Source organism: Nocardioides alpinus, assembly GCF_900112035.1.
Classification (GTDB): Bacteria; Actinomycetota; Actinomycetes; order Propionibacteriales; family Nocardioidaceae; genus Nocardioides; species Nocardioides alpinus.
On sequence record NZ_FOKC01000006.1, the window covers coordinates 80614 to 99800 of the forward strand.

General features: G+C 71.3%; 20 protein-coding genes. 9 read left to right on the forward strand and 11 right to left on the reverse strand.

Going from position 1 to position 19187, the window contains the following annotated elements; translation table 11 throughout:
* Nucleotides 1-61 precede the first annotated feature (61 nt).
* Nucleotides 62-2836 (forward strand): cyanophycin synthetase, encoded by a 2775-nt coding sequence (gene cphA, locus BM127_RS13475; protein WP_091199325.1) that lies wholly within the window; start codon nucleotides 62-64, stop codon nucleotides 2834-2836.
* Nucleotides 2837-2849: 13 nt separating this feature from the next.
* The gene (locus BM127_RS13480) at nucleotides 2850-3215 is read left to right on the forward strand and encodes a cupin domain-containing protein (protein WP_091199326.1); all 366 of its coding nucleotides are present in this window, start codon (nucleotides 2850-2852) and stop codon (nucleotides 3213-3215) included.
* Here BM127_RS13480 and BM127_RS13485 read toward each other — a convergent pair.
* The 4 genes from BM127_RS13485 to BM127_RS13500 all read right to left on the reverse strand — a co-directional run bounded on the left by BM127_RS13485 (nucleotide 3129) and on the right by BM127_RS13500 (nucleotide 6778).
* The gene (locus BM127_RS13485; protein WP_231263387.1) at nucleotides 3129-4919 is read right to left on the reverse strand and encodes a Mur ligase family protein; all 1791 of its coding nucleotides are present in this window, start codon (nucleotides 4917-4919) and stop codon (nucleotides 3129-3131) included. The genes BM127_RS13480 and BM127_RS13485 overlap by 87 nt on opposite strands.
* A gap of 31 nt (nucleotides 4920-4950) precedes the next feature.
* Nucleotides 4951-5721, reverse strand: coding sequence for an enoyl-ACP reductase FabI (gene fabI, locus BM127_RS13490; RefSeq protein WP_091199327.1), 771 nt, complete (start codon nucleotides 5719-5721; stop codon nucleotides 4951-4953).
* A gap of 63 nt (nucleotides 5722-5784) precedes the next feature.
* The gene (gene fabG, locus BM127_RS13495) at nucleotides 5785-6504 is read right to left on the reverse strand and encodes a 3-oxoacyl-[acyl-carrier-protein] reductase (protein ID WP_091199473.1); all 720 of its coding nucleotides are present in this window, start codon (nucleotides 6502-6504) and stop codon (nucleotides 5785-5787) included.
* Between the two features lie 61 nt (nucleotides 6505-6565).
* Nucleotides 6566-6778 (reverse strand): dodecin, encoded by a 213-nt coding sequence (locus tag BM127_RS13500; RefSeq protein ID WP_091199328.1) that lies wholly within the window; start codon nucleotides 6776-6778, stop codon nucleotides 6566-6568.
* Between the two features lie 89 nt (nucleotides 6779-6867).
* Here BM127_RS13500 and BM127_RS13505 point away from each other — a divergent pair, with 89 nt between their 5' ends.
* Together BM127_RS13505 and BM127_RS13510 are read left to right on the forward strand one after the other, a co-directional pair.
* On the forward strand, nucleotides 6868-7158 hold the full coding sequence (locus BM127_RS13505; RefSeq protein WP_091199329.1) for a DUF3099 domain-containing protein: 291 nt from the start codon (nucleotides 6868-6870) through the stop codon (nucleotides 7156-7158).
* A gap of 182 nt (nucleotides 7159-7340) precedes the next feature.
* Nucleotides 7341-7538 carry an acetone carboxylase gene (locus tag BM127_RS13510; RefSeq protein ID WP_091199330.1) on the forward strand — a complete coding sequence of 66 codons (198 nt, stop codon included), beginning with the start codon at nucleotides 7341-7343 and terminating at the stop codon, nucleotides 7536-7538.
* Nucleotides 7539-7617: 79 nt separating this feature from the next.
* Here BM127_RS13510 and BM127_RS13515 read toward each other — a convergent pair whose 3' ends face one another.
* Nucleotides 7618-8088 carry an NUDIX domain-containing protein gene (locus BM127_RS13515; RefSeq protein WP_091199331.1) on the reverse strand — a complete coding sequence of 157 codons (471 nt, stop codon included), beginning with the start codon at nucleotides 8086-8088 and terminating at the stop codon, nucleotides 7618-7620.
* 71 nt (nucleotides 8089-8159) lie between these two features.
* Here BM127_RS13515 and BM127_RS13520 point away from each other — a divergent pair, with 71 nt between their 5' ends.
* Nucleotides 8160-8660, forward strand: coding sequence for a GNAT family N-acetyltransferase (locus BM127_RS13520; RefSeq protein ID WP_091199332.1), 501 nt, complete (start codon nucleotides 8160-8162; stop codon nucleotides 8658-8660).
* Here the strand turns inward: BM127_RS13520 and moaA are convergent.
* A complete protein-coding gene (moaA, locus tag BM127_RS13525) occupies nucleotides 8657-9646 on the reverse strand; it encodes a GTP 3',8-cyclase MoaA (protein WP_091199333.1) in 990 nt (329 codons plus the stop codon). The two genes, BM127_RS13520 and moaA, sit on opposite strands and share 4 nt — an antisense overlap.
* Before the next feature lie 60 nt (nucleotides 9647-9706).
* Between moaA and BM127_RS13530 the strand changes: the two genes are divergently transcribed.
* Nucleotides 9707-10525, forward strand: coding sequence for an SURF1 family cytochrome oxidase biogenesis protein (locus tag BM127_RS13530; RefSeq protein ID WP_091199334.1), 819 nt, complete (start codon nucleotides 9707-9709; stop codon nucleotides 10523-10525).
* A gap of 12 nt (nucleotides 10526-10537) precedes the next feature.
* Here the strand turns inward: BM127_RS13530 and BM127_RS13535 are convergent, their stop codons facing one another.
* A complete protein-coding gene (locus tag BM127_RS13535; RefSeq protein ID WP_420811364.1) occupies nucleotides 10538-12421 on the reverse strand; it encodes an ABC transporter ATP-binding protein in 1884 nt (627 codons plus the stop codon).
* 156 nt (nucleotides 12422-12577) lie between these two features.
* On the opposite strand from BM127_RS13535, the gene BM127_RS13540 reads away from it, so the two are divergent.
* Together BM127_RS13540 and BM127_RS13545 are read left to right on the forward strand one after the other, a co-directional pair.
* Nucleotides 12578-13066: an RNA polymerase sigma factor gene (locus tag BM127_RS13540; protein WP_139227735.1), complete on the forward strand. Its 489-nt coding sequence runs from the start codon at nucleotides 12578-12580 to the stop codon at nucleotides 13064-13066.
* Entirely contained in the window at nucleotides 13059-13712 is a 654-nt protein-coding gene (locus tag BM127_RS13545; RefSeq protein WP_091199337.1) for a hypothetical protein, read from the forward strand. The genes BM127_RS13540 and BM127_RS13545 overlap by 8 nt, the downstream gene beginning before the upstream one ends.
* Nucleotides 13713-13724: 12 nt before the next feature.
* On the opposite strand, the gene BM127_RS13550 is transcribed toward BM127_RS13545, so the two are convergent.
* Genes BM127_RS13550 through BM127_RS13560 form a run of 3 tightly spaced genes read right to left on the reverse strand, consistent with a single transcriptional unit; the run spans nucleotide 13725 to nucleotide 17211 of the window.
* Nucleotides 13725-14738, reverse strand: coding sequence for a TolB family protein (locus tag BM127_RS13550; protein ID WP_091199338.1), 1014 nt, complete (start codon nucleotides 14736-14738; stop codon nucleotides 13725-13727).
* Nucleotides 14739-14798: 60 nt separating this feature from the next.
* A complete protein-coding gene (locus tag BM127_RS13555; protein ID WP_091199339.1) occupies nucleotides 14799-15584 on the reverse strand; it encodes an enoyl-CoA hydratase/isomerase family protein in 786 nt (261 codons plus the stop codon).
* A 28-nt stretch (nucleotides 15585-15612) separates the two neighbouring features.
* Nucleotides 15613-17211 (reverse strand): ABC-F family ATP-binding cassette domain-containing protein, encoded by a 1599-nt coding sequence (locus BM127_RS13560; RefSeq protein WP_091199340.1) that lies wholly within the window; start codon nucleotides 17209-17211, stop codon nucleotides 15613-15615.
* 120 nt (nucleotides 17212-17331) lie between these two features.
* On the opposite strand from BM127_RS13560, the gene ypfJ reads away from it, so the two are divergent.
* Nucleotides 17332-18258, forward strand: a complete 927-nt coding sequence (gene ypfJ, locus BM127_RS13565; protein WP_091199341.1) for a KPN_02809 family neutral zinc metallopeptidase — start codon at nucleotides 17332-17334, stop codon at nucleotides 18256-18258.
* An 18-nt stretch (nucleotides 18259-18276) separates the two neighbouring features.
* Here ypfJ and BM127_RS13570 read toward each other — a convergent pair whose 3' ends face one another.
* Nucleotides 18277-19179: a phosphotransferase gene (locus BM127_RS13570; protein ID WP_091199342.1), complete on the reverse strand. Its 903-nt coding sequence runs from the start codon at nucleotides 19177-19179 to the stop codon at nucleotides 18277-18279.
* Between the last annotated feature and the right edge of the window lie 8 nt (nucleotides 19180-19187).

Consider the following 19187-nt stretch of genomic DNA (forward strand, 5'->3'; position numbering starts at 1 on the left):
TCATCATCCGACACAGTGCGACATGTGCCTCATGCGCGCACGGAGCGAAGCGAGTACGTGCATGAGTGAGCGGCCCACCCCGGACCTCGAGATCACCGAGACGCGCGTCTACCGCGGCGCCAACGTCTGGTCGTACGACAAGTCGATCCACCTGGTCGTCGACCTCGGCTCGCTCGAGCAGTTCCCCAGCAACACCATCCCCGGCTTCACCGACGACCTCGTCGCGATGCTGCCGGGCCTGCGCGAGCACTCCTGCTCGCGCGGTCGTCGGGGCGGCTTCCTGGAGCGGCTCAACGAGGGGACGTGGCTGGGCCACGTCGCCGAGCATGCCGCGCTGGCGCTCCAGCAGCTGGTCGGCCACGACATCCGGCGCGGCAAGACCCGTGCCGTCAAGGGCCAGCCGGGCCACTACAACATCATCTACGGCTACGTCGACGAGAACGTCGGCCTCACCGCGGGCCGCCTCGCCGTACGCCTGGTCAACCACCTCGTCGAGGGCGACCCGGACTTCGACTGGGAGACCGCGCGCGACGAGTTCATCCGCCGCGCCGAGCGCACCGCTTTCGGCCCCTCGACGCAGGCCATCGTCGACGAGGCCGTGTCGCGCGACATCCCCTGGATCCGGCTCAACCAGGCTTCGCTCGTCCAGCTCGGGCAGGGCGTCCACGCCAAGCGGATCCGCGCCACGATGACGTCGGAGACGTCGTCCATCGCCGTCGACATCGCCTCCGACAAGGACCTCACCACCAAGCTCCTCGGTGCCGCCGGCCTCCCGGTGCCCAAGCAGGAGTCGGTGCGATCCGCGGACCAGGCGGTCGCCGCTGCCCGGCGGATCGGCTACCCCGTCGTGCTCAAGCCGCTCGACGGCAACCACGGTCGCGGGGTCTGCCTCGACCTGCAGGACGAGGACGACGTACGCGCTGCGTTCACGATCGCGGAGGGCCAGTCGCGCCGCGGGTCCGTCATCGTCGAGTCCTTCGTCACCGGCAAGGACTACCGCTGCCTCATCATCGACGGCCGGATGGTCGCCATCGCCGAGCGGGTCCCCGCCTCGGTGACGGGCGACGGCAGGATGACCGTCGAGGAGCTCGTCGACCTGACCAACGCCGACCCGCGCCGCGGCGTGGGCCACGAGAAGGTGCTCACCCGCATCAAGGTGGACGACGCCGCGATCGAGGTGCTCGCCGACCAGGGCCACACCCTCACCTCGGTGCCCGGCGAGGGCGAGATGGTCAAGCTGGCCCTCACCGGCAACATGTCCACCGGTGGCATCTCGATCGACCGCACCTTCGAGGCGCACCCGGAGAACGTCGAGATCGCCGAGGAGGCCGCCCGCATGGTCGGCCTCGACATCGCCGGCATCGACTTCATCTGCCCCGACATCACCGAGCCGGTGCGCGAGGCCGGCGGCGCGATCTGCGAGGTCAACGCAGCGCCCGGCTTCAGGATGCACACGCACCCGACGATCGGCGAGCCGCAGTTCATCGCCAAGCCCGTCGTCGACATGCTCTTCCCGCCGGGAGCGCCGTCGCGGATCCCGATCGTGGCGGTGACCGGCACCAACGGCAAGACCACCACCAGCCGGATGATCAGCCACATCTTCAAGGGCATGGGCCGCAAGGTCGGCATGACCTCCACCGACGGCGTCGTCATCGACGAGCGCCTGGTGATCCGGGCCGACGCCTCCGGCCCGCGCTCGGCGCGGATGGTGCTGCAGAACCCGCGCGTCGACTTCGCCGTCTTCGAGGTCGCCCGAGGCGGCATCCTGCGCGAGGGCCTCGGCTACGAGCGCAACGACGTCGCCGTGGTGCTCAACGTGCAGCCCGACCACCTCGGGCTCCGCGGCATCGACACCGTCGAGCAGCTCGCGGACGTGAAGGCCGTCATCGTCGAGGCGGTCCCGCGCGACGGGCACGCCGTGCTCAACGCCGACGACCCGCTGGTGCGCGAGATGCGACGCAAGTGCTCGGGCCAGGTCGTGTGGTTCTCGATGGAGGAGCCCGGCAGCGAGGTGCGCGACATGATCGACGCGCACTGCCGTCGCGGCGGCAAGGCCATCGTGCTCAACCCTACCGAGCGCGGCGAGATGATGGTCGTGCAGCACGGCCGCCGCGAGATGCAGCTCGCATGGACGCACCTGCTGCCGGCGACCTTCAACGGCCGGGCGCGGATGAACGTCCAGAACTCGCTGGCCGCGGCGGCTGCCGCCTTCGCCGCCGGTGCGCCGCTGCACGACATCCGCCAGGGCCTGCGCACGTTCTCCACCAACTACTACCTCTCCCCCGGTCGCCTCAACGAGGTGGACGTCAACGGCGTCAACGTGATCGTCGACTACTGCCACAACGCCCCCGGCATGAAGATGCTCGGCGACTTCGTGGACCGCGTCGGTGACTCGCTGGAGTCCTCGCACGACCTGGCCCGCCCCTCGCGGATCGGCATCATCGCCACCGCAGGTGACCGCCGTGACCAGGACATGGTCGAGCTCGGCACGATCGCCGCCCAGCACTTCGACGTGTGCATCATCCGCGAGGACGTCGCACTCCGGGGCCGTGAGCGCGGTGCCACGGCGCAGCTCGTGCTCGACGGCGTACGGGCCGCGATGGACGCCGGCGCCCGCTGCAAGCAGGCCGAGATGGTCCTCGACGAGATCGAGGCCGTCCGTCACGCGATGAGCCGAGCCAACGCGGGCGACCTCGTCGTGGTCTGCGTGGACAAGCACGCCGAGGTGATGACCGAGCTCGAGAACTGGTCCGACGTGGCGCAGGCGGGCTCGGGCGGCAACCCCGACGCACCCTCGGCCGACCCGGACTACACACCCCCGACGTCCGACTCGTGAGAGAGCGGCCTGAGTGAGGATCCTCGACCTCGCCGACCTGCCCCACCGTCCGATCGAGGGCCACGGGAGCCGCGGGTTCTCCGTGGGCGCCTTCGGCATCAGCGCCGACGCGCACCTGATCGCGGTCTCCCTCACGCCGGGCGGCACCATCGGTCGTCACCCGGCCGCGGGTCGTCAGCTGCTGGTCGTGCTCTCCGGCGAGGCCGAGGTGGCAGGTGCCGAGGGGACCGTACGCCGGCTCACGGCCGGACAGGCCGCTGTCTGGGAGCCCGGTGAGCTGCACGAGACGCGGTCACCGGGTGGGATGTCGGGGATGATCGTCGAGGGAGACCTCGACATCGGAGCGCCCGGCGAGCAGGTCGACCCCGGCGACGTCTGAGCCCGCCGCGGCTCGGGCCTGGGCCGCGCGCACCTTCTCGGACAGCGTCTCCGGGGTGTCCGCGGTGCCGCCGTGCCCGGCGATCCAGTCGTACGCCTCCTGCCGCTCGGCGTGGCACATCAGCCCGACCACGTCGCCGGGCTCGGCGCGCGCCACCAGGGCCGCCAGGCACTCGACCTCGGTGCGGTAGGTGTCGATGTCGGTGACCCCCACGCGGGCGGCACCGGCCCGGAGCAGGCCGTCGATCTCATCCATCGTGCGGCCCCGGAGGTACCACTCCTTGTGGCCGATCGCGACCACGTCGCTGCCCTTGGCACCGATCTCGCCCAGCGCGTCGATCAGCTCGTCGGTGCGGTCACCGACGGCGCCGAGGCCGAGCATGAGACGCGCGCCGGGACGTCGTACGCCGGCCATGATCTCGAGCAGCGCCTCGAGCCCGGCCTCGTTGTGGGCGAGGTCCATGACGACCGAGACGTCCCCCGGGAGCGAGAAGAAGTTCATCCGGCCCGGGTTGTGCTCGGCGTCGGGGCGGAAGGTCCTCAGACCGGTGATCACGTCGTCGCGCGAGAGCCCGATCGCCAGGGCCGCCGAGGCCGCGGCGAGGGCGTTCTCGATGTTGAAGCGGGAGAGCCCGGCCAGCGTCATCGGCACGTCGACCAGCTCGACCAGCGGATCGGGGTCGACGCCCGGGGCGAGGACCGTGATCCAGCCGTCGATCACGGTGGTGGCGCGCCCGCCACCGTGACCCAGCACCTCGCGCACCGCGGGCGAGTCTGGGTCGCGGCTGAAGATCCACGGCTGGGCGGAGATCACCGACTGCATGGCCAGCACGCGTGGGTCGTCGCCGTTGAGGACCGACCACCCGTCCTTGCGCGTGATCCGCGGGACCACCGACTTCACCTCCGCGAGCTGGTCGACGGTGTCGATGCCCTGCATGCCGAGGTGGTCGGCGGTCACGTTGGTGACCACGGAGACGTCGTTGCGGGTGATGCCGATGCCCTTGAGGAGGATGCCGCCGCGGGCGGTCTCGGTGACGGCGAACTGGACGCCCTCGAGGCCGAGGGCGCGGACGGCGCCGGAGGGTCCGGAGTAGTCCCCCGCCTCGACGAGCACGCCGTCGCGGTAGACGCCGTCGGTGTTGGACCAGCCGACCACGAGCCCGCTGGTGCGGGCGATGTGGGCGATCATCCGGCTCGTCGTGGTCTTGCCGTTGGTGCCGGTCACCGCGACGACCGGGATCCTCGGGACGATGGTCGTCGGCCGGGTGCCCCGGGGCGCGGCGGCGACCTCGGCAGCGGCGGTGCTGACGGCGGACTCCACGTCGGGGGTCGGCAGGGCGTCGAGGGCGTGCGCCACGGCCTCGCCCAGTGCACGCGCGCGTTCGCGGTTGCGCCACGGGAAGGCGACGACGAGCACCTGGGGGTCCGAGGTGGGCCGCACCCGGACGGCGAGGCGTCGGGTGCCCGCCTCGCTCGCGATGGCGCGTACGAGGCGCTCGACCGCACGCACCGCGAAGCGCTGCCGGAACCCCGACCCGGGCGCACCCGGGCGCGTCGTACGCAGGCCGATGCGACGCGCGAAGCGCAGCACCGCCTCGTCGCTCGCATCACTGATCGTGGAGACGTCCAGCGTCAGCTTCACCGCAGCGCGCGGGAAGTAGAGGTTGGGGCCTTCGAGGATGCGCAGCTCGACGAGTGAGGTCACGCGAGGAAACTACCGAAGGGCGCTGGTGGCCCTACAGCCCCATGGCGTGGAAGCCGCCGTCGACGTGGACGATCTCGCCGGTGGTCGCCGGGAAGAAGTCGCTCAGCAGCGCGCACACGGCCTGCGCGGTGGGCGTGTGATTGGTCTCGTCCCATCCGAGCGGGGCGCGGTCCTTCCACGCCGACTCGAGGTCCTCGAAGCCCGGGATCGCCTTCGCGGCGAGGGTCTTCAGCGGTCCGGCGGAGACCAGGTTGCAGCGGATGCCCTCGGGGCCGAGGTCGCGCGCGACGTAGCGCGAGGTGTTCTCCAGGGCCGCCTTCGCGACGCCCATCCAGTCGTACGCCGGCCACGCGGTGGTCGCGTCGAAGGTCAGTCCGACGATCGACCCGCCGCGCGACATCAGCGGGCGCGTCGCGACGGCCAGCGACTTGAGGGAGTAGGCAGAGACCTGCACGGCCTGCGCGACGTCCTCCCAGGGACCGCTCATGAACCTGCCACCCAGCAGCGTCTCGGGGTTGCCGTAGGCGATGGAGTGGACGACGCCGTCGAGGCCGTCGACGTGCTCGCGCACCTGGTCGGCGAGACCGGCGAGGTGGTCCTCGTCCGTCACGTCGAGCTCGAGGACCGGCGCCTCCTGCGGCAGCCGCTTGGCGATGCGCTTGGTGATGTTGAGCGCGCGGCCGAAGTTGGAGATCAGCACCGTGGCGCCCTGCTCTTGCGCGACCCGGGCGGTCGCGAAGCCGATCGAGCTGTCCATCGTGACGCCGGCGACGAGGATGCGCTTGCCGTCGAGGATTCCCATGTGCGTGTGCCTTCCAGTCTGGCCAGTCGCGGCCGGTGCGGGTGGTGTGGCGAAGCGGGTGGGTCAGTGCCCCATGCCGAGGCCGCCGTCGACCGGGATGACGGCTCCGGTGACGTAGGCGGCGCCGTCGGAGGCGAGCCAGGTGACGGCTGCCGCGACCTCGGCGGGCGAGGCGTAGCGACCGAGCGGCACCTGCGTCTTGATCAGCGCCTTCTGGTCCTCGGTGAGGACGTCGGTCATGTCGGTCTCGACGAAGCCCGGGGCGACGACGTTGGTGGTGATCGAGCGGCTGCCGAGCTCGCGGGCCAGCGAGCGGGCCATGCCGACGAGACCGGCCTTGGACGCGGCGTAGTTGACCTGGCCGGCAGAGCCGAGCAGCCCGACGACCGACGAGATCAGGATGATCCGGCCGCGACGCAGGCGCAGCATGCCCTTGGCGGCGCGCTTGGTGAGCCGGAAGGTGGCGGTCAGGTTGGTGTCGATGACCGACGACCAGTCCTCCTCGCTCATCCGCAGCAGGAGGGTGTCCTTGGTGATGCCGGCGTTGGCCACCAGCACCTCGACCGGGCCGTGCGCCTCCTCGACCTGCTTGAACGCCGCCTCGACGGCGTCCGGGTCGGTGATGTCGCACCGCACGTCGAGGGCGCCCTCAGGGGCCCCGCCGTTGCGGGTGGTCACGGCGACCTTGTCGCCCTGGGCCAGGAAGGCCTCGGCGATCGCGCGGCCGATGCCGCGGTTGCCGCCGGTGACCAGGACGGAACGGGGGGTGGTGGATCCGGGCATCTCGCTCACGCTCCGACGCTAGTGATTACTGAGGGGTACGTGGAATCCGACGGCGTCGCTATCACTCGTCCTCGAGGCGGAACCCGACCTTCATGCCGACCTGGAAGTGCTCCACGGCACCGTCCTTGGCCTGGCCACGGATCTGGGTGATCTCGAACCAGTCGATGTGACGCAGGGTCTGGCCGGCGCGCTCGATGCCGTTGCGGACGGCCTGGTCGATGCCGTCGGGCGAGGTGCCGACGATCTCGGTGACGCGGTAGGTGCGGTTGGTCATGGTTCCTCCTGGACGCCGTGCACGGCGGGCCTGTGTGGGCTGTGACACGGCCCGTGGATTGTGGAGCCTAGCGACGTAGAGTCGACCGTATGGCCCAGCCCGACGCCGTTCGCATCACCACCGCGCGCAGCAGCGCGGCGGACGACATGAAGTTGCGCAAGCGACGCTACGCGTGGTCGATGTCGATCCGCCTCGTCTGCTTCCTCGCCGCCGTGATCGTCGGGTCCGGGGTCTTCATGTGGCTCCTGATCGCCGGCGCCGTCTTCCTCCCCCTCTTCGCTGTCGTGCTGGCCAACGCCACCGACCAGCGAAACGACGGATTCACGCTTCCGGGTGGGGTTGGCGCCCATGAACTGACGGCCAGGGACGACGAACACTGAGGAAAATTTGTTGACGCGCGGCGCGCCGGAGGTTTGGTTTTCACGAACCTGCATGCCATGATCGCTCACGCGAGCGCAGCATCCCCCGTCTGCGAATCGCAATCGAGGTGCCGGACAGCTTCCCCCCGTGGCTGTCCGGCACCTCTCATTTCAGCCCGACCACGACGTTGCGGGAGGCACCGATGGACCCCGACCGCGCGATCTGCTCGGCCAAGGGCTGCCAGGCCGACGCCGTGTGGGACCTGCAGTGGAACAACCCGAAGATCCACACGCCCGAGCGCCGCAAGAGCTGGCTGGCGTGCGAGGAGCACCGGGTCTCGCTCTCGGACTTCCTCGGTGCGCGCGGGTTCCTGAAGGACGTCGTCGCGCACGAGGGCTGAGTCCCCCGCTCGCACCGGGCGGTGCCGCAACGGCGACCGCAGGCTCCACCGACGCACCCACGACTGGTGCAGGTCGTCCTCAGTCGGCAGCGCGATGAGTGAGGTCGATCGGCTCCGGTGGAGCACCGTCACGCAACAGCGCGGTGAGCAGCTCACCCAGAGCTGGTGGATAGACGGTCTCGCGTGTCTGGCACAGCTCGTCGGCACGCCACCAGCGGAAGCCGACCACGCTGCGGGCCTCGTAGGCACTCATGGCGGCGGGCGCCGGGTCGAAGTGCGGCACCGTGTGGACCAGCCAGTCCTCGTGGACCTCCACCGTGCGGCCGTCGTACCGGTAGGTGTGGTCGCGGGTCCACACGGGCACACCGGGCGACAACGCCGCGAGACCGGTCTCCTCGTGGGCCTCACGAGCGGCGGCCTCCTGCAACGACTCCCCCGGCTCGATGCCTCCTCCGACCGGATACCAGTGGGTGTCTCCCGATCGTGGGTCCCGGCCGTTGATGAGCAGCAGTCGATCCTCCTCATCGAGGAGGAGCAGCTTCACCGTCATCCGAGGCACGGGTGGGAGCCTAGGTCCTCGTGCACGCCAGAAGAGGACACGTCAGAAGAGGAGAGGAAGACATGGTCGGGAGCTCGGTCCCCGAGGACAGGGTGCGCGTCGAGGTGTGCCACACCGACGCGGCGCTCGCTGCGGCCAGCGACCTCGTCAACCACTATCGGCACCACTACGGCGAACGCCCCGACCAGGACGACCGCACCTTCGGCTGGCTCACCGACATGGTCCGGTCCGGCATGCTCACTGTCTTCACCGCATCTGATGCCGCATCGGCGAACACCTCACCGATCGGCCTCGCCACCTGCCACGCAGTCCCCGCTTCGCTCGCCCTGGGACGGTTCTGGCAGGTGCGGGACCTCTACGTGCTCCCCACGCACCGACGCCTCGGAGCAGGAGCCGCCCTGGTCGGCGCGGCCCGAGATGCGGCACGTGCGGCAGGTGCCGTACGACTGTCGCTCGTGACGGAGCCGGACAACCAGGTCGCGCTCGCCCTCTACAAGCGCCTCGGCTTCAGGCCCGTCGACGGGATCGCGACGCTGAGCCTCGACCTCGGACCGGCGACCTAGCCGCCGATGGCCGACATCGGCCGATCAGGCTGGAGGAACGTCACGTCGTCGATGCCGTGGCCGGCCCGCTTGCCGAGCATCGCGATGACCCAGCGCTCGGCGATCTCCTGGTCGGTGGCGCCGGAGCGCAACGCCGTACGGAGGTCGGACTCCTCGCGGGCGAAGAGGCAGTTGCGGACCTGGCCGTCGGCGGTGAGCCGCACGCGGTCGCAGTCGCCGCAGAAGGGACGGGTGACCGAGGCGATGATACCGACGGTCGAGGGTCCCCCGTCGACGTCGAAGAGCTCGGCCGGGGCGCTGCCACGCGGCTCGCCGTGCGGGGTCAGGACGAACTCGGCGGTGAGCTGCGCGTAGATCTCGTCGGCCGTCACCATCTCGGTGCGGCTCCAGTCGTGCTGGGCGTCGAGGGGCATCTGCTCGATGAAGCGGAGCTCGTAGCCGTGCTCGACGGCCCACCGGAGCAGCTCGGCGGCCTGGTCGTCGTTGGTGCCGCGCAGGAGCACGGCGTTGAGCTTGATCGGGCCCAGCCCGGCCGCCTTGGCTGCCTCGAGGCCCTCCACGACGTCCTTGAGCCGGTCGCGGCGGGTGATCGTGTGGAAGGTCTCCGCGCGCACGGTGTCGATGCTGGCGTTGATCCGGTCGAGACCGGCGTCGGCCAGCGCCTGGGCGGTGCGGGTCAGGCCCAGCGCGTTGGTGGTCAGCGAGGTCTCCACGCCGAGCGCGTGCGTACGCCCCACGATGTCGACCAGCCCGCGGCGCAGGAGTGGCTCACCACCGGTGAAGCGCACCTCCCGCACGCCGAGCTTCTCGACTCCGATCGTGATCAGCCTCACGACCTCGTCGTCGGTGAGCGTCTGATCCGTCGGCAGCCAGTCCAGGCCCTCGGCAGGCATGCAGTAGTTGCAGCGGAGGTTGCACCGGTCGGTGAGCGAGACCCGGAGGTCAGTCGCCACGCGGCCGAAGCGGTCAGCCAGAGGTGTCGTCACCTGCAGGAGTCTATCGAGGTACCCCTCAGCGGCTCAGGACGTCCCGGATAACCTCGGCGCGTGCACAAGCTGCGGTTCCTGGTCTCGCGCCGCTGGATCGTCTTCGCACTGGTCGTCGTGGGCCTGGCCTGGGTCGCCTGGCGTCTCGGCGAGTGGCAGTTCCACCGCCTCGAGGACCGCAAGGAGCAGAACGCGATCATCGAGCGCAACGAGGAGGCCGGCGCCGACCCCGTGGCGGACGTGATGGCGCCCGGCGAGCCCGTCGCGGAGACCGAGGAGTGGCGCATCGTCGAGGCCACCGGGACGTACGCGGTGGAGGACACGGTCATCGTCCGCTACCGCACGCGCGACGGTGCGGCAGGCGTCGACGTGGTCGTGCCGCTGGAGCTGGCCGACGGCTCGAGCGTCCTCGTCGACCGAGGGTGGTTCGGCACGGACAACCGGGGCGCCACGTCCGAGGACGTGCCCGACCCGCCGGCCGGCGAGGTCACGGTGACCGGTTGGGTGCGCGCCGACGCCGACGGTGACAGCACCGCGGTCACCGACCAGTCCACCCGCGCCGTCAACAGCGAGCAGATCGGCGAGGCGCTGGGCCGCGAGGTCGCGGGCGGCTGGATCGACCTCCGGTCGGAGTCCCCCGAGCCCGAGACACCCCTGCTGCCGGTGGAGCTGCCCGAGCTCAACAACGGTCCGCACTTCTTCTACGGCCTGCAGTGGTGGTTCTTCGGTGCGCTGGCGATCTTCGGGTTCTTCTACCTGATGTACGACGAGTGGCGCGGCGGCCGCGGACCGTGGGGCACGACCCGCGGCGAGGCGGGGCGCTCGGAGCGCGCGAGGAAGACCACCGTCGACAAGGCGCACCACGCCCGTCAGGAATGACGCGGCGGAGGCTCAGCCGGGGACCGGAGCGGTGGGCACCTCACGGAACTGGGTCGCGTGCAGGGTGGCGTAGAGCCCGCCCGCCGCGAGGAGGTCGGCGTGGGTGCCCTGCTGGACGACCCGGCCGTCGTCGAGGACGAGGATCAGGTCGGCGTCGCGGACCGTGGACAGCCTGTGCGCGATGACGAGCGACGTACGTCCCTCGAGCGCCGCGTCGAGCGCCTGCTGGACGGCCGCCTCGGACTCGCTGTCGAGATGGGCCGTCGCCTCGTCGAGCACGACGATCGAGGGCGCCTTGAGCAGCAGCCGCGCGATCGCGAGGCGCTGGCGCTCGCCTCCACTGAGCCGGTAGCCCCGGTCCCCCACGACCGTGTCGAGGCCGTCGGGGAGCGAGCGGACCAGGTGGGCGATCTGTGCGGCCTCCAGCGAGGCCCAGACGTCGGTGTCGTCGGCCCCGGGGCGGGCGTAGAGCAGGTTGGCGCGGATCGTGTCGTGGAACATGTGCGCGTCCTGGGTGACGTAGCCGACGACGTCCTCCAGCGACTGGAGCGTGACGTCGCGCACGTCGTGCCCGTCGACGCGGACGGTGCCGGACTCGACGTCGTAGAGCCGGGCGACGAGGTGCGTGATCGTGGTCTTGCCGGCGCCCGACGGACCGACGAGCGCGACCATCTGGCCCGGCTGGGCGGTGAAGGTGACCTCGTGGAGCACCTGCCCGGAGTCGCGTGACTCGGTGCGGGCGACCGTCTCGAGCGACGCGAGCGAGATCTGGTCGGCGCGGGGGTAGGTGAAGGCGACGTGGTCGAACTCGAGCTTCGACGCCGTGCTGGGCAGCGCGACAGCGTCGGGCTTCTCCTGGATCAAGGAGGGCAGGTCGAGCACCTCGAAGACCCGGTCGAAGCTCACGAGCGCGGTCATCACGTCGATGCGGACGTTGGAGAGCCCCTGGAGGGGGCCGAGCAGCCGGGTGAGCAGCACACCGAGCGCGACGATCGTGCCCACGGACAGGTCGCCACGGATCGCGAGGTAGCCGCCGATGCCGTAGACCAGCGCGGTGGCCAGCGACGGCACGAGCGTCATCGCGGCGAAGAAGATGCGGGTCAGCAGGGAGATCCGGATGCCGAGGTCGCGGACCACGGCGGCCTTCTCGGCGTAGGCGATGTCCTCGGCCTCGCGGCGACCGAAGAGCTTGAGCAGCATCGCGCCGCCGACGTTGAACCGCTCCGTCATCGCGTTGCCGAGGTCGGCGTTGCCGTCCATCTGGGCGCGGGAGAGGTCGGCGAGCCTGGCGCCCACGAGCTTCGAGGCGATCAGCAGGATCGGGAAGAGCGCCAGGCACAGCACCGTCACCGGCCAGCTGAGGAAGAGCATCGTCACGCCGACCACTACGGCCGCGATGATGTTGGACACCGTGCCCTGCAGGGTGGAGGTGAAGGCGCGTTGGGCGCCGATGACGTCGTTGTTGAGCCGGCTGACGAGCGCGCCGGTCTGCGTGCGGGTGAAGAAGGCGAGCGACTGCCGCTGGACGTGGGCGAAGACCTGCGTGCGGAGGTCGTAGATCAGTCCCTCACCGATCCGGCTGGACAGCCACCCGGTGACGAGCCCGAAGGCGGCATCCACGATCGCGACGAGGGCCACCAGCAGCGCCAGCCAGACCACGAGCGTCGTGTCGCCCGAGCTGACGCCGTCGTCGATGATCGTCTTGAGCAGCAGCGGCGGCGCGACGACGAGCGCGGCGTCCACGACGGTGACGGCGAGGAACGCCGTGATCAGCCTGCGGTGCGGTCGCGCGAACTCCAGGACCCGGCGCAGGGTCTTGCGCTCGATCTTGTTGTCGACCACGCTCCGGTCGCTGCGCAGGTGCCGCCACGGCGGTCCGCCGGCTCCGGGACCCATCGACATGCATGCTCCTTCTGTTGTCATCCATCGAACCACCAGCCACCGACGATTGTTCCTCGGTGGCACACGCCCGGGCCCGGGAGGAGAATTGCCGGTCCCTCCGAGTGGAGGTCGGGCGGCTCTCGGGACTGTGTCAGGTCGGGAGGTGTGGCGATGCGCGACGAAGGCGACTTCGAGGCGCTGTTCGCGCACGAGTTCCCCCGGGTCGCCCGGGTCGTCCACCACGTCGTCGGCGACCGGGCCCGCGCCGAGGAGATCACCCAGGACGCCTTCGTGGAGCTGTTGCGACACTGGCGGACCGTCGTCGCCTACGACCGTCCCGACCTGTGGCTGCGCCGCGTGGCCATCCGCAAGGCGCAGCGCGAGCGTCGCCGCGGCTGGCGGGGTCGTGAGCTCGAGGCACTCGCTGCACCACCCGAGGTGGTGGGACCACCGCCGACGCCGGCACCCGAGGTCCTCGAGGCCGTACGCCGGCTCGCCCCGGGACAGCGCGCGGTCGTCGTGCTCTTCTACCTCGAGGACCGACCCATGACCGAGATCGCCGAGATCCTCGGCATCCGGGAGTCGACCGGCTGGAGCCAGCTCCACACTGCGCGCAAGCACCTGGCGCAGGCCCTGCGTTCGGAGGTGTCCGATGCCTGACGTCGACGACCTGTTGCGCGACGCCTTCCGCCCCGACGACGACCCCTGGGCGGTCGAGACCCGCGCCGCGCTCGGAGCCGTGGTCCGCCGTCATCGACGTCGGACCATGACCCGACGCGGTCTGGCGGCCGGAACGCTGGTGGCGACCGCCGCTGCGGTGATGGCGCTCGTCGTGCAGGACGCCACCGGCCCCCGCGGCGTCGAGCCGGCCGCGCCGTCCCCGATGCCCTCGGCATCGACGACGCCGATCGAGGGCCGGTGGACCTCGGGTCCCTTGGGTACGTCCGATGTACGGGCCGCCGCGCGCGCCGCCGACGCTCCGGGTGCCGCCGCGACCATGCTGACCGACCTCCCGCGCGCGCCCTTCCGGGTGGTCGCCGTGATCCGGGGCACCGGCCTGACGACGTACGTCGAGGGGCGGGGAGGGCGACGTGAGCTCCTCGACGAGGAGTCCGTCGCCGTCGAGGGCGACCTCCTCATCCTCCGCCCCCGCACCCTCTCGGCGGAGACCGTGCACGCCTGGTCGGTCGTCGGCGACGAGCTCACGCTGGACTTCCGCTCCACCACCGAGGGCGAGAACGACATCGGCGTGCCGGGCGAGGCGTGGCAGCGCCTGCTCTACGACACGGTGCCGTTCACCCGCTGACGTCCGGCCGCGTCAGGCGCCGGGCTCGACCCGCGGGTGCCGGCCGACGATGGTCGAGGCGCCGAGCTCCTCGACCGCCGAGCCGTCCGCCGACACCGTGAGGAGCACCCCCTCCTCGAACGCCCCGGGCAGCTTGCCGCTGAAGACGATGCGAGTGCTGTCGGCGCGCCAGGTCGGCTCCACGGCGTAGCCGCCCGCGTCCGCCAGGGTCGTCACCTGCCGTGGCTCGCCGCCGGCGGCCGGGATGACGAAGAGGTCCGGGTTCCCGGCGTCCGGCTGGGCCAGGGCGGAGTAGACGATCGTGGTGCCGTCGGGACTCCAGTCGGCGGTCGCGGCGAAGAGGTCCGGCTCGGTCAGCGCCGGCCCGGCCCTGCGCGCCTCCCGGTCCGCGATCCGCAGGGACACGCCGTCGACCTCGGCCTCCACCCCGGGGCCGGCCTTGTGCACGCTCTCGAAGACGATCCGTGAGCCGTCCGGCGACCAGCGGGCGCCGGCGGTGAAGGTGCGCACGCGCGGCGCGAGGATGACCGACACCTCCCCCGTCGCGACGTCCACCTCCTCCAACGATCCGTGCCCGGTGCGGCCGCGCGCGACCGTACGGCTGTAGACGATGCTCGCCCCGTCGGGCGACCAGGACGGGTCGTCGAGGTAGCGGCAGGCACCGGCGCAGTCGAGGAGGAGGTGGGGCGCGCTGCCGTCGGCGCCCGAGACCCACAGGTCGTCGCGCGTGCCGTCGTTGACGGCGAAGACGATCTGCGACCCGTCGGGTGACCAGTCCGGGTTCATCTGGTGCCCGCCCGGCAGGTCCGCGAGCGGATAGCTGGTCTCGGACCCGTCGAGGTCACCGACCGCGATGAGGATGTGGTCCGGACCGTCGGCCTGGAAGAGCACGCGCGGCTGCGGGGACGCAGCAGCAGGGTCGGCCCGGTCGACCTCCGGCGACGAGCAGCCGGCCAGGGCGATGACCGCTGCCGCGGTCGTCAGTGCGTACGTGCGCCCGGTCGACGGGCAGGAGAAGGGAGTCATACCCGTCAACAGTCACGGACCTGCCCCCGCGTCCACTCCCTCTGGACCGGTCCAGACGGCTCAGCCGGCGAAGGCGGCCGCCACGGCGCGGAAGCGGCGTACCTGCGCCTCCCGCTCGAGGCGGCGCTGCTCGTCGAGGTCGCGGTCGGCGGCCCCCTGCAGCAGCGCCTTCGTCTCCGACACCACGCCCGGCATCGGCGCCACCAGGGCGGCGGCGAGGACGTCGACGGCCGCGTCCAGCTCGGCCCCCGGGACCATCGTGGTCGCGAGGCCGATCGCGACCGCCTCGTCGGCGGGTACGACGCGGGCGGTGGCGCAGATCTCCAGCGCACGGGCGTAGCCCACGTGCTCGACCAGGGGCTTGGTGCCGGTCAGGTCGGGCACGAGGCCGAGCGCGGACTCCTTCATGGAGAACTTCGCGTCGTCGGCCACCACGCGCAGGTCGCACGACAGCGCCAGCTGGAAGCCCGCACCGACGGCGTGGCCACGCACCTTGGCGATCGAGACGAAGCGCGGGTCGCGCAGCCAGGTGAAGCCGCCCTGGAAGTCGTCGATCCGGGCAGCCGCGTCCTCGTCGCTCAGGGCGAGCAGCCCGACGACGCTCTCCTGGCCGGAGGTCGCCGGGTCGAGCATGGCGCGGTCGAGCCCGGCGGAGAAGGTCTCCCCCGCACCCGTCACGATCACGACGCGGATGTCCTCGGGCAGGGTCCGGCCGAGCTCGGCCAGCGCGAGCCACATGGCGGGGGTCTGGGCGTTGCGGACCTCGGGGCGGTCCAGCGTCACGGTCGCGACGGGGCCCTCGATCTCGAGACGGAGGCCGACGGCTGCGAGGTCTGCGGGAGTCATGACGGCAGGCTACTACCGGCGAGTAACCTCAGGCGAGCGAGACCAGGTCGGCGTAGTCCTCGTTCCAGAGGTCCTCGTCGCCGTCGGGGAGCAGCAGCACGCGGTCGGGCTCGAGCGCGCGCACGGCGCCCTCGTCGTGCGTGACCAGGATGATCGCGCCCTCGTAGGTGCGGATCGCGGCCAGCACCTCCTCGCGGGAGGCGGGGTCGAGGTTGTTGGTGGGCTCGTCGAGGAGCAGCACGTTGGCCGAGGACACCACGAGGCTGGCGAGCGCGAGACGGGTCTTCTCGCCACCCGAGAGCACCGACGCGCTCTTGTGCGCGTCGTCTCCGGAGAAGAGGAACGACCCCAGCACGCTGCGGGCCTCGGAGTCGGTGAGCTGGGGCGCGGCCGACTGCATGTTCTCCAGGACCGTGCGCGAGGTGTCGAGGGTCTCGTGCTCCTGGGCGTAGTAGCCGACCTTGAGGCCGTGGCCCGGGATCACCTCGCCGGTGTCGGAGGCGTCGACTCCCGCCAGGATGCGCAGCATCGTCGTCTTGCCCGCACCGTTGAAGCCGAGGATGACGACGCGGCTGCCCCGGTCGACGGCGAGGTCGACGTCGGTGAAGACCTCGAGCGAGCCGTAGGACTTCGACAGCTCGCGGGCCATGATCGGCGTCTTGCCGCAGGGCGCGGGTGCGGGGAACTTGATGCGGGCGACCTTGTCGGCGGCGCGCTCCCCCTCCAGGCCGGCCATCATCTTCTCGGCCCGCTTGAGCATCGACTGCGCGGCCGTGGCCTTGCTGGCCTTGGCACGCATCTTGTTGGCCTGGTCGGTGAGCGTCTTGGCCTTGGTCTCGGCGCTGGCCCGCTCGCGCTTGCGACGGCGCTCGTCGGACTCCCGCTGCGCGAGGTAGTCCTTCCAGCCCATGTTGTAGCTGTCGATCACCGCGCGGTTGGCGTCGAGGTGGAAGACCTTGTTGACCGTCTGCTCGAGCAGCGCGTTGTCGTGGCTGATCACCACGAACCCACCGGCGTGGGCCTTGAGGTAGTCGCGCAGCCACACGATCGAGTCCACGTCGAGGTGGTTGGTGGGCTCGTCGAGGAGCAGGATCTCCGCACCGGAGAAGAGGATGCGGGCGAGCTCGACGCGACGACGCTGACCACCCGAGAGCGTCCCGAGCTTCTGGTCGAGGATGCGCGACTCGATGCCGAGCGAGTCGGCCATCTGGGCGGCCTCGGACTCAGCCGCGTAACCCCCGGCTGCATGGAGGTCGGCGTCGGCACGTGACCAGCGCTTCATGCCGCGCTCGTGGATCTTCGGGTCCTCGTGGGCCATGTCGACCTCGGCGGCACGCAGACGGCGTACGACGTCGTCGAGCCCGCGCGCGGACAGGATCCGGTCCCGGACGAGCACCTCGGGGTCGCCGGTGCGCGGGTCCTGCGGGAGGTAGCCCACCTCGCCAGAGGTCAGCACAGCGCCCGACGCGGGCTGCGCCTCGCCGGCGAGGATCTTGGTGAGGGTCGTCTTGCCGGCTCCGTTGCGCCCCACGAGGCCCACCTTGTCGCCTGCGGCGATCCGGAAGGAGAGATCCTCCATGAGGAGCCGCGCGCCGGCTCGGACCTCGAGCTTCTGGGCGGTGATCATCAGGGTCCCCATCCTACGAAGGGGTGGAGCAGAGAGCCCCATCGGCGATGCAGGCGCTAATGTGCGCCAAGGCTGCGCCGAGCGGCACGCCAGCGTCACGACCTGCGGAAAGGCACTCCCATGCGGTTCAACCCGAAGGCCCGTCTCGACACCTCCCGCGTGGGCGACGGTGGCGGCGGCGCGGGTGGTGGTGGCCCGATGCGGATCCCGATCCCCGGTGGGACACGTGCCGGCGGAGGCATCGGCGGTCTCGTCATCATCATCCTGTTCGTGGTCCTCACGCAGTGCATGGGCGGTGGCGGCGGCAGCCTGCCCGACACGGGCGGTACGTCGGCGGGCACCGACGCCAGCCGGATGGACGACACCGAGCGCTACGCCAACTGCAAGACCGGGGCGGACGCCAACGACGACGAGGACTGCGCCCGGGTGGGGGTGGAGAACTCGCTCGTGGCGTTCTGGGAGACGACGCTCGCCGAGCAGTCGGACACCTCGTTCTCGCCGGCGATGATGCGCACCTTCAGCGGCGCGGTCGACACCGGGTGCGGTCAGGCCAGCTCGCAGGTCGGGCCGTTCTACTGCCCGGCGGACCAGAAGATCTACCTCGACACCACCTTCTTCGCCGACGTGCTCGAGGGCCAGCTCGGCGGTCAGGGCGGTGACTTCGTCGAGCCCTACGTCCTGGCCCACGAGTACGGCCACCACATCCAGAACCTGCTCGGCACGATGGGCCAGGTCCGCACTCAGCAGGGCGCCAACTCCGACGCCGTACGCCTGGAGCTGCAGGCCGACTGCTACGCCGGCATGTGGACGCGCGACGCCAGCGACGGTGACGCCCTGCTGGCCGACCTCGACGAGGGCGACATCACGGAGGCCCTCGACTCCGCCAAGGCCGTCGGCGACGACCGGATCCAGCAGAAGTCCGGTCAGGGCGTCGACCCCGAGGGCTGGACGCACGGCTCGTCGGAGCAGCGGATGGCGTGGTTCACCACGGGCTTCGAGGAAGGCACGCTCGAGGCCTGCGACACCTTCTCCGCCGACCGGCTCTGAGGACCGGCCCGGTCGGGCTCAGGCGAGCAGCGCCTCGATCTGGTCGACCTGCCGCTGCATGGCGCGGATGTAGGGCGCCACGCTGGGGTGGCGGAACTTCCCGGCGAGCGCACCTTCTCCGTCGGCGACCCGGGCGAGTGCCCAGTCGAGCCGCGTCAGCGCGGTGTAGACGGCCATGACCCTGGCACCGGTCACGACCTCGTCGACCGTGGCGAGACCGGCGGGCAGCACGGCGACGTACGCCTCGACGAGCGGCTCGATGTCCTCGCGCGTGGCCAGGGAGAGGTAGCCGAGGTCGGAACCCACCGGGCCCCGTCCGAGGTGCGCCCAGTCGACGGCGACCGCGCCGTCGCCGGCACGCCCGGGGATGTTCGCCGCGGAGGGGTCGCCGTGCTGGGCCACCTGCGGGAGGGCGTCACAGCGGTCGAGCCAGAGCGTGCGGTGCGACCACAGGTGGTCGGCGATGTCGGCCATCGGCGTGCGCGCCAGGGTGAGCCAGCCGCCGCGTCGCTGGACCAGGCCGAGCCGGCTGCGGAGCTGGTCGCGCGCCAGCCACGCGTGCCGGCCCAGGTCGACGGCGGCGAAGCGGCCGAGGCAGGCGGCGAGCCACAGGCCCGGTGCATCGTGGTGCTCGACGCGCTCGTGCACGAGCGTGATGCCCTCGGGGTCCTCCTCCACGCCCACGACCGGTGCCTCGCACAGCCCCGGCGCCTCGGCGACGACGCCGCTGAGGGCGACGTCGGCAGCGCGACGCCAGTAGTTCACGTCGCCCGGGGTGAGGGCGCCGGGCGCGTCACGGGGGTCGGGACAGCGCAGCCGCTTGACCACGACCTCGCGCCCGCCGCGGGTCGCTGACCAGACACCGATGGTGGCCGGCCCGGCCCCGGGGAGGGAGCGCCAGCCCGGCTCCGGTTGCCACATGGGCGTGA

Excerpts from the sequence above, each read along its gene's own strand:
- cphA (WP_091199325.1), top strand. The coding sequence starts at position 62 with ATGAGTGAGCGGCCCACCCCGGACCTCGAGATCACCGAGACGCGCGTC.
- fabI (WP_091199327.1), bottom strand. The coding sequence starts at position 5,721 with ATGGGAATCCTCGACGGCAAGCGCATCCTCGTCGCCGGCGTCACGATG.
- fabG (WP_091199473.1), bottom strand. The coding sequence starts at position 6,504 with ATGCCCGGATCCACCACCCCCCGTTCCGTCCTGGTCACCGGCGGCAAC.
- BM127_RS13500 (WP_091199328.1), bottom strand. The coding sequence starts at position 6,778 with ATGACCAACCGCACCTACCGCGTCACCGAGATCGTCGGCACCTCGCCC.
- BM127_RS13505 (WP_091199329.1), top strand. The coding sequence starts at position 6,868 with ATGGCCCAGCCCGACGCCGTTCGCATCACCACCGCGCGCAGCAGCGCG.
- BM127_RS13510 (WP_091199330.1), top strand. The coding sequence starts at position 7,341 with ATGGACCCCGACCGCGCGATCTGCTCGGCCAAGGGCTGCCAGGCCGAC.
- BM127_RS13515 (WP_091199331.1), bottom strand. The coding sequence starts at position 8,088 with ATGACGGTGAAGCTGCTCCTCCTCGATGAGGAGGATCGACTGCTGCTC.
- BM127_RS13520 (WP_091199332.1), top strand. The coding sequence starts at position 8,160 with ATGGTCGGGAGCTCGGTCCCCGAGGACAGGGTGCGCGTCGAGGTGTGC.
- BM127_RS13535 (WP_420811364.1), bottom strand. The coding sequence starts at position 12,421 with ATGGGTCCCGGAGCCGGCGGACCGCCGTGGCGGCACCTGCGCAGCGAC.
- BM127_RS13540 (WP_139227735.1), top strand. The coding sequence starts at position 12,578 with ATGCGCGACGAAGGCGACTTCGAGGCGCTGTTCGCGCACGAGTTCCCC.
- BM127_RS13545 (WP_091199337.1), top strand. The coding sequence starts at position 13,059 with ATGCCTGACGTCGACGACCTGTTGCGCGACGCCTTCCGCCCCGACGAC.
- BM127_RS13550 (WP_091199338.1), bottom strand. The coding sequence starts at position 14,738 with ATGACTCCCTTCTCCTGCCCGTCGACCGGGCGCACGTACGCACTGACG.
- BM127_RS13555 (WP_091199339.1), bottom strand. The coding sequence starts at position 15,584 with ATGACTCCCGCAGACCTCGCAGCCGTCGGCCTCCGTCTCGAGATCGAG.
- BM127_RS13560 (WP_091199340.1), bottom strand. The coding sequence starts at position 17,211 with ATGATCACCGCCCAGAAGCTCGAGGTCCGAGCCGGCGCGCGGCTCCTC.
- ypfJ (WP_091199341.1), top strand. The coding sequence starts at position 17,332 with ATGCGGTTCAACCCGAAGGCCCGTCTCGACACCTCCCGCGTGGGCGAC.
- BM127_RS13570 (WP_091199342.1), bottom strand. The coding sequence starts at position 19,179 with ATGTGGCAACCGGAGCCGGGCTGGCGCTCCCTCCCCGGGGCCGGGCCG.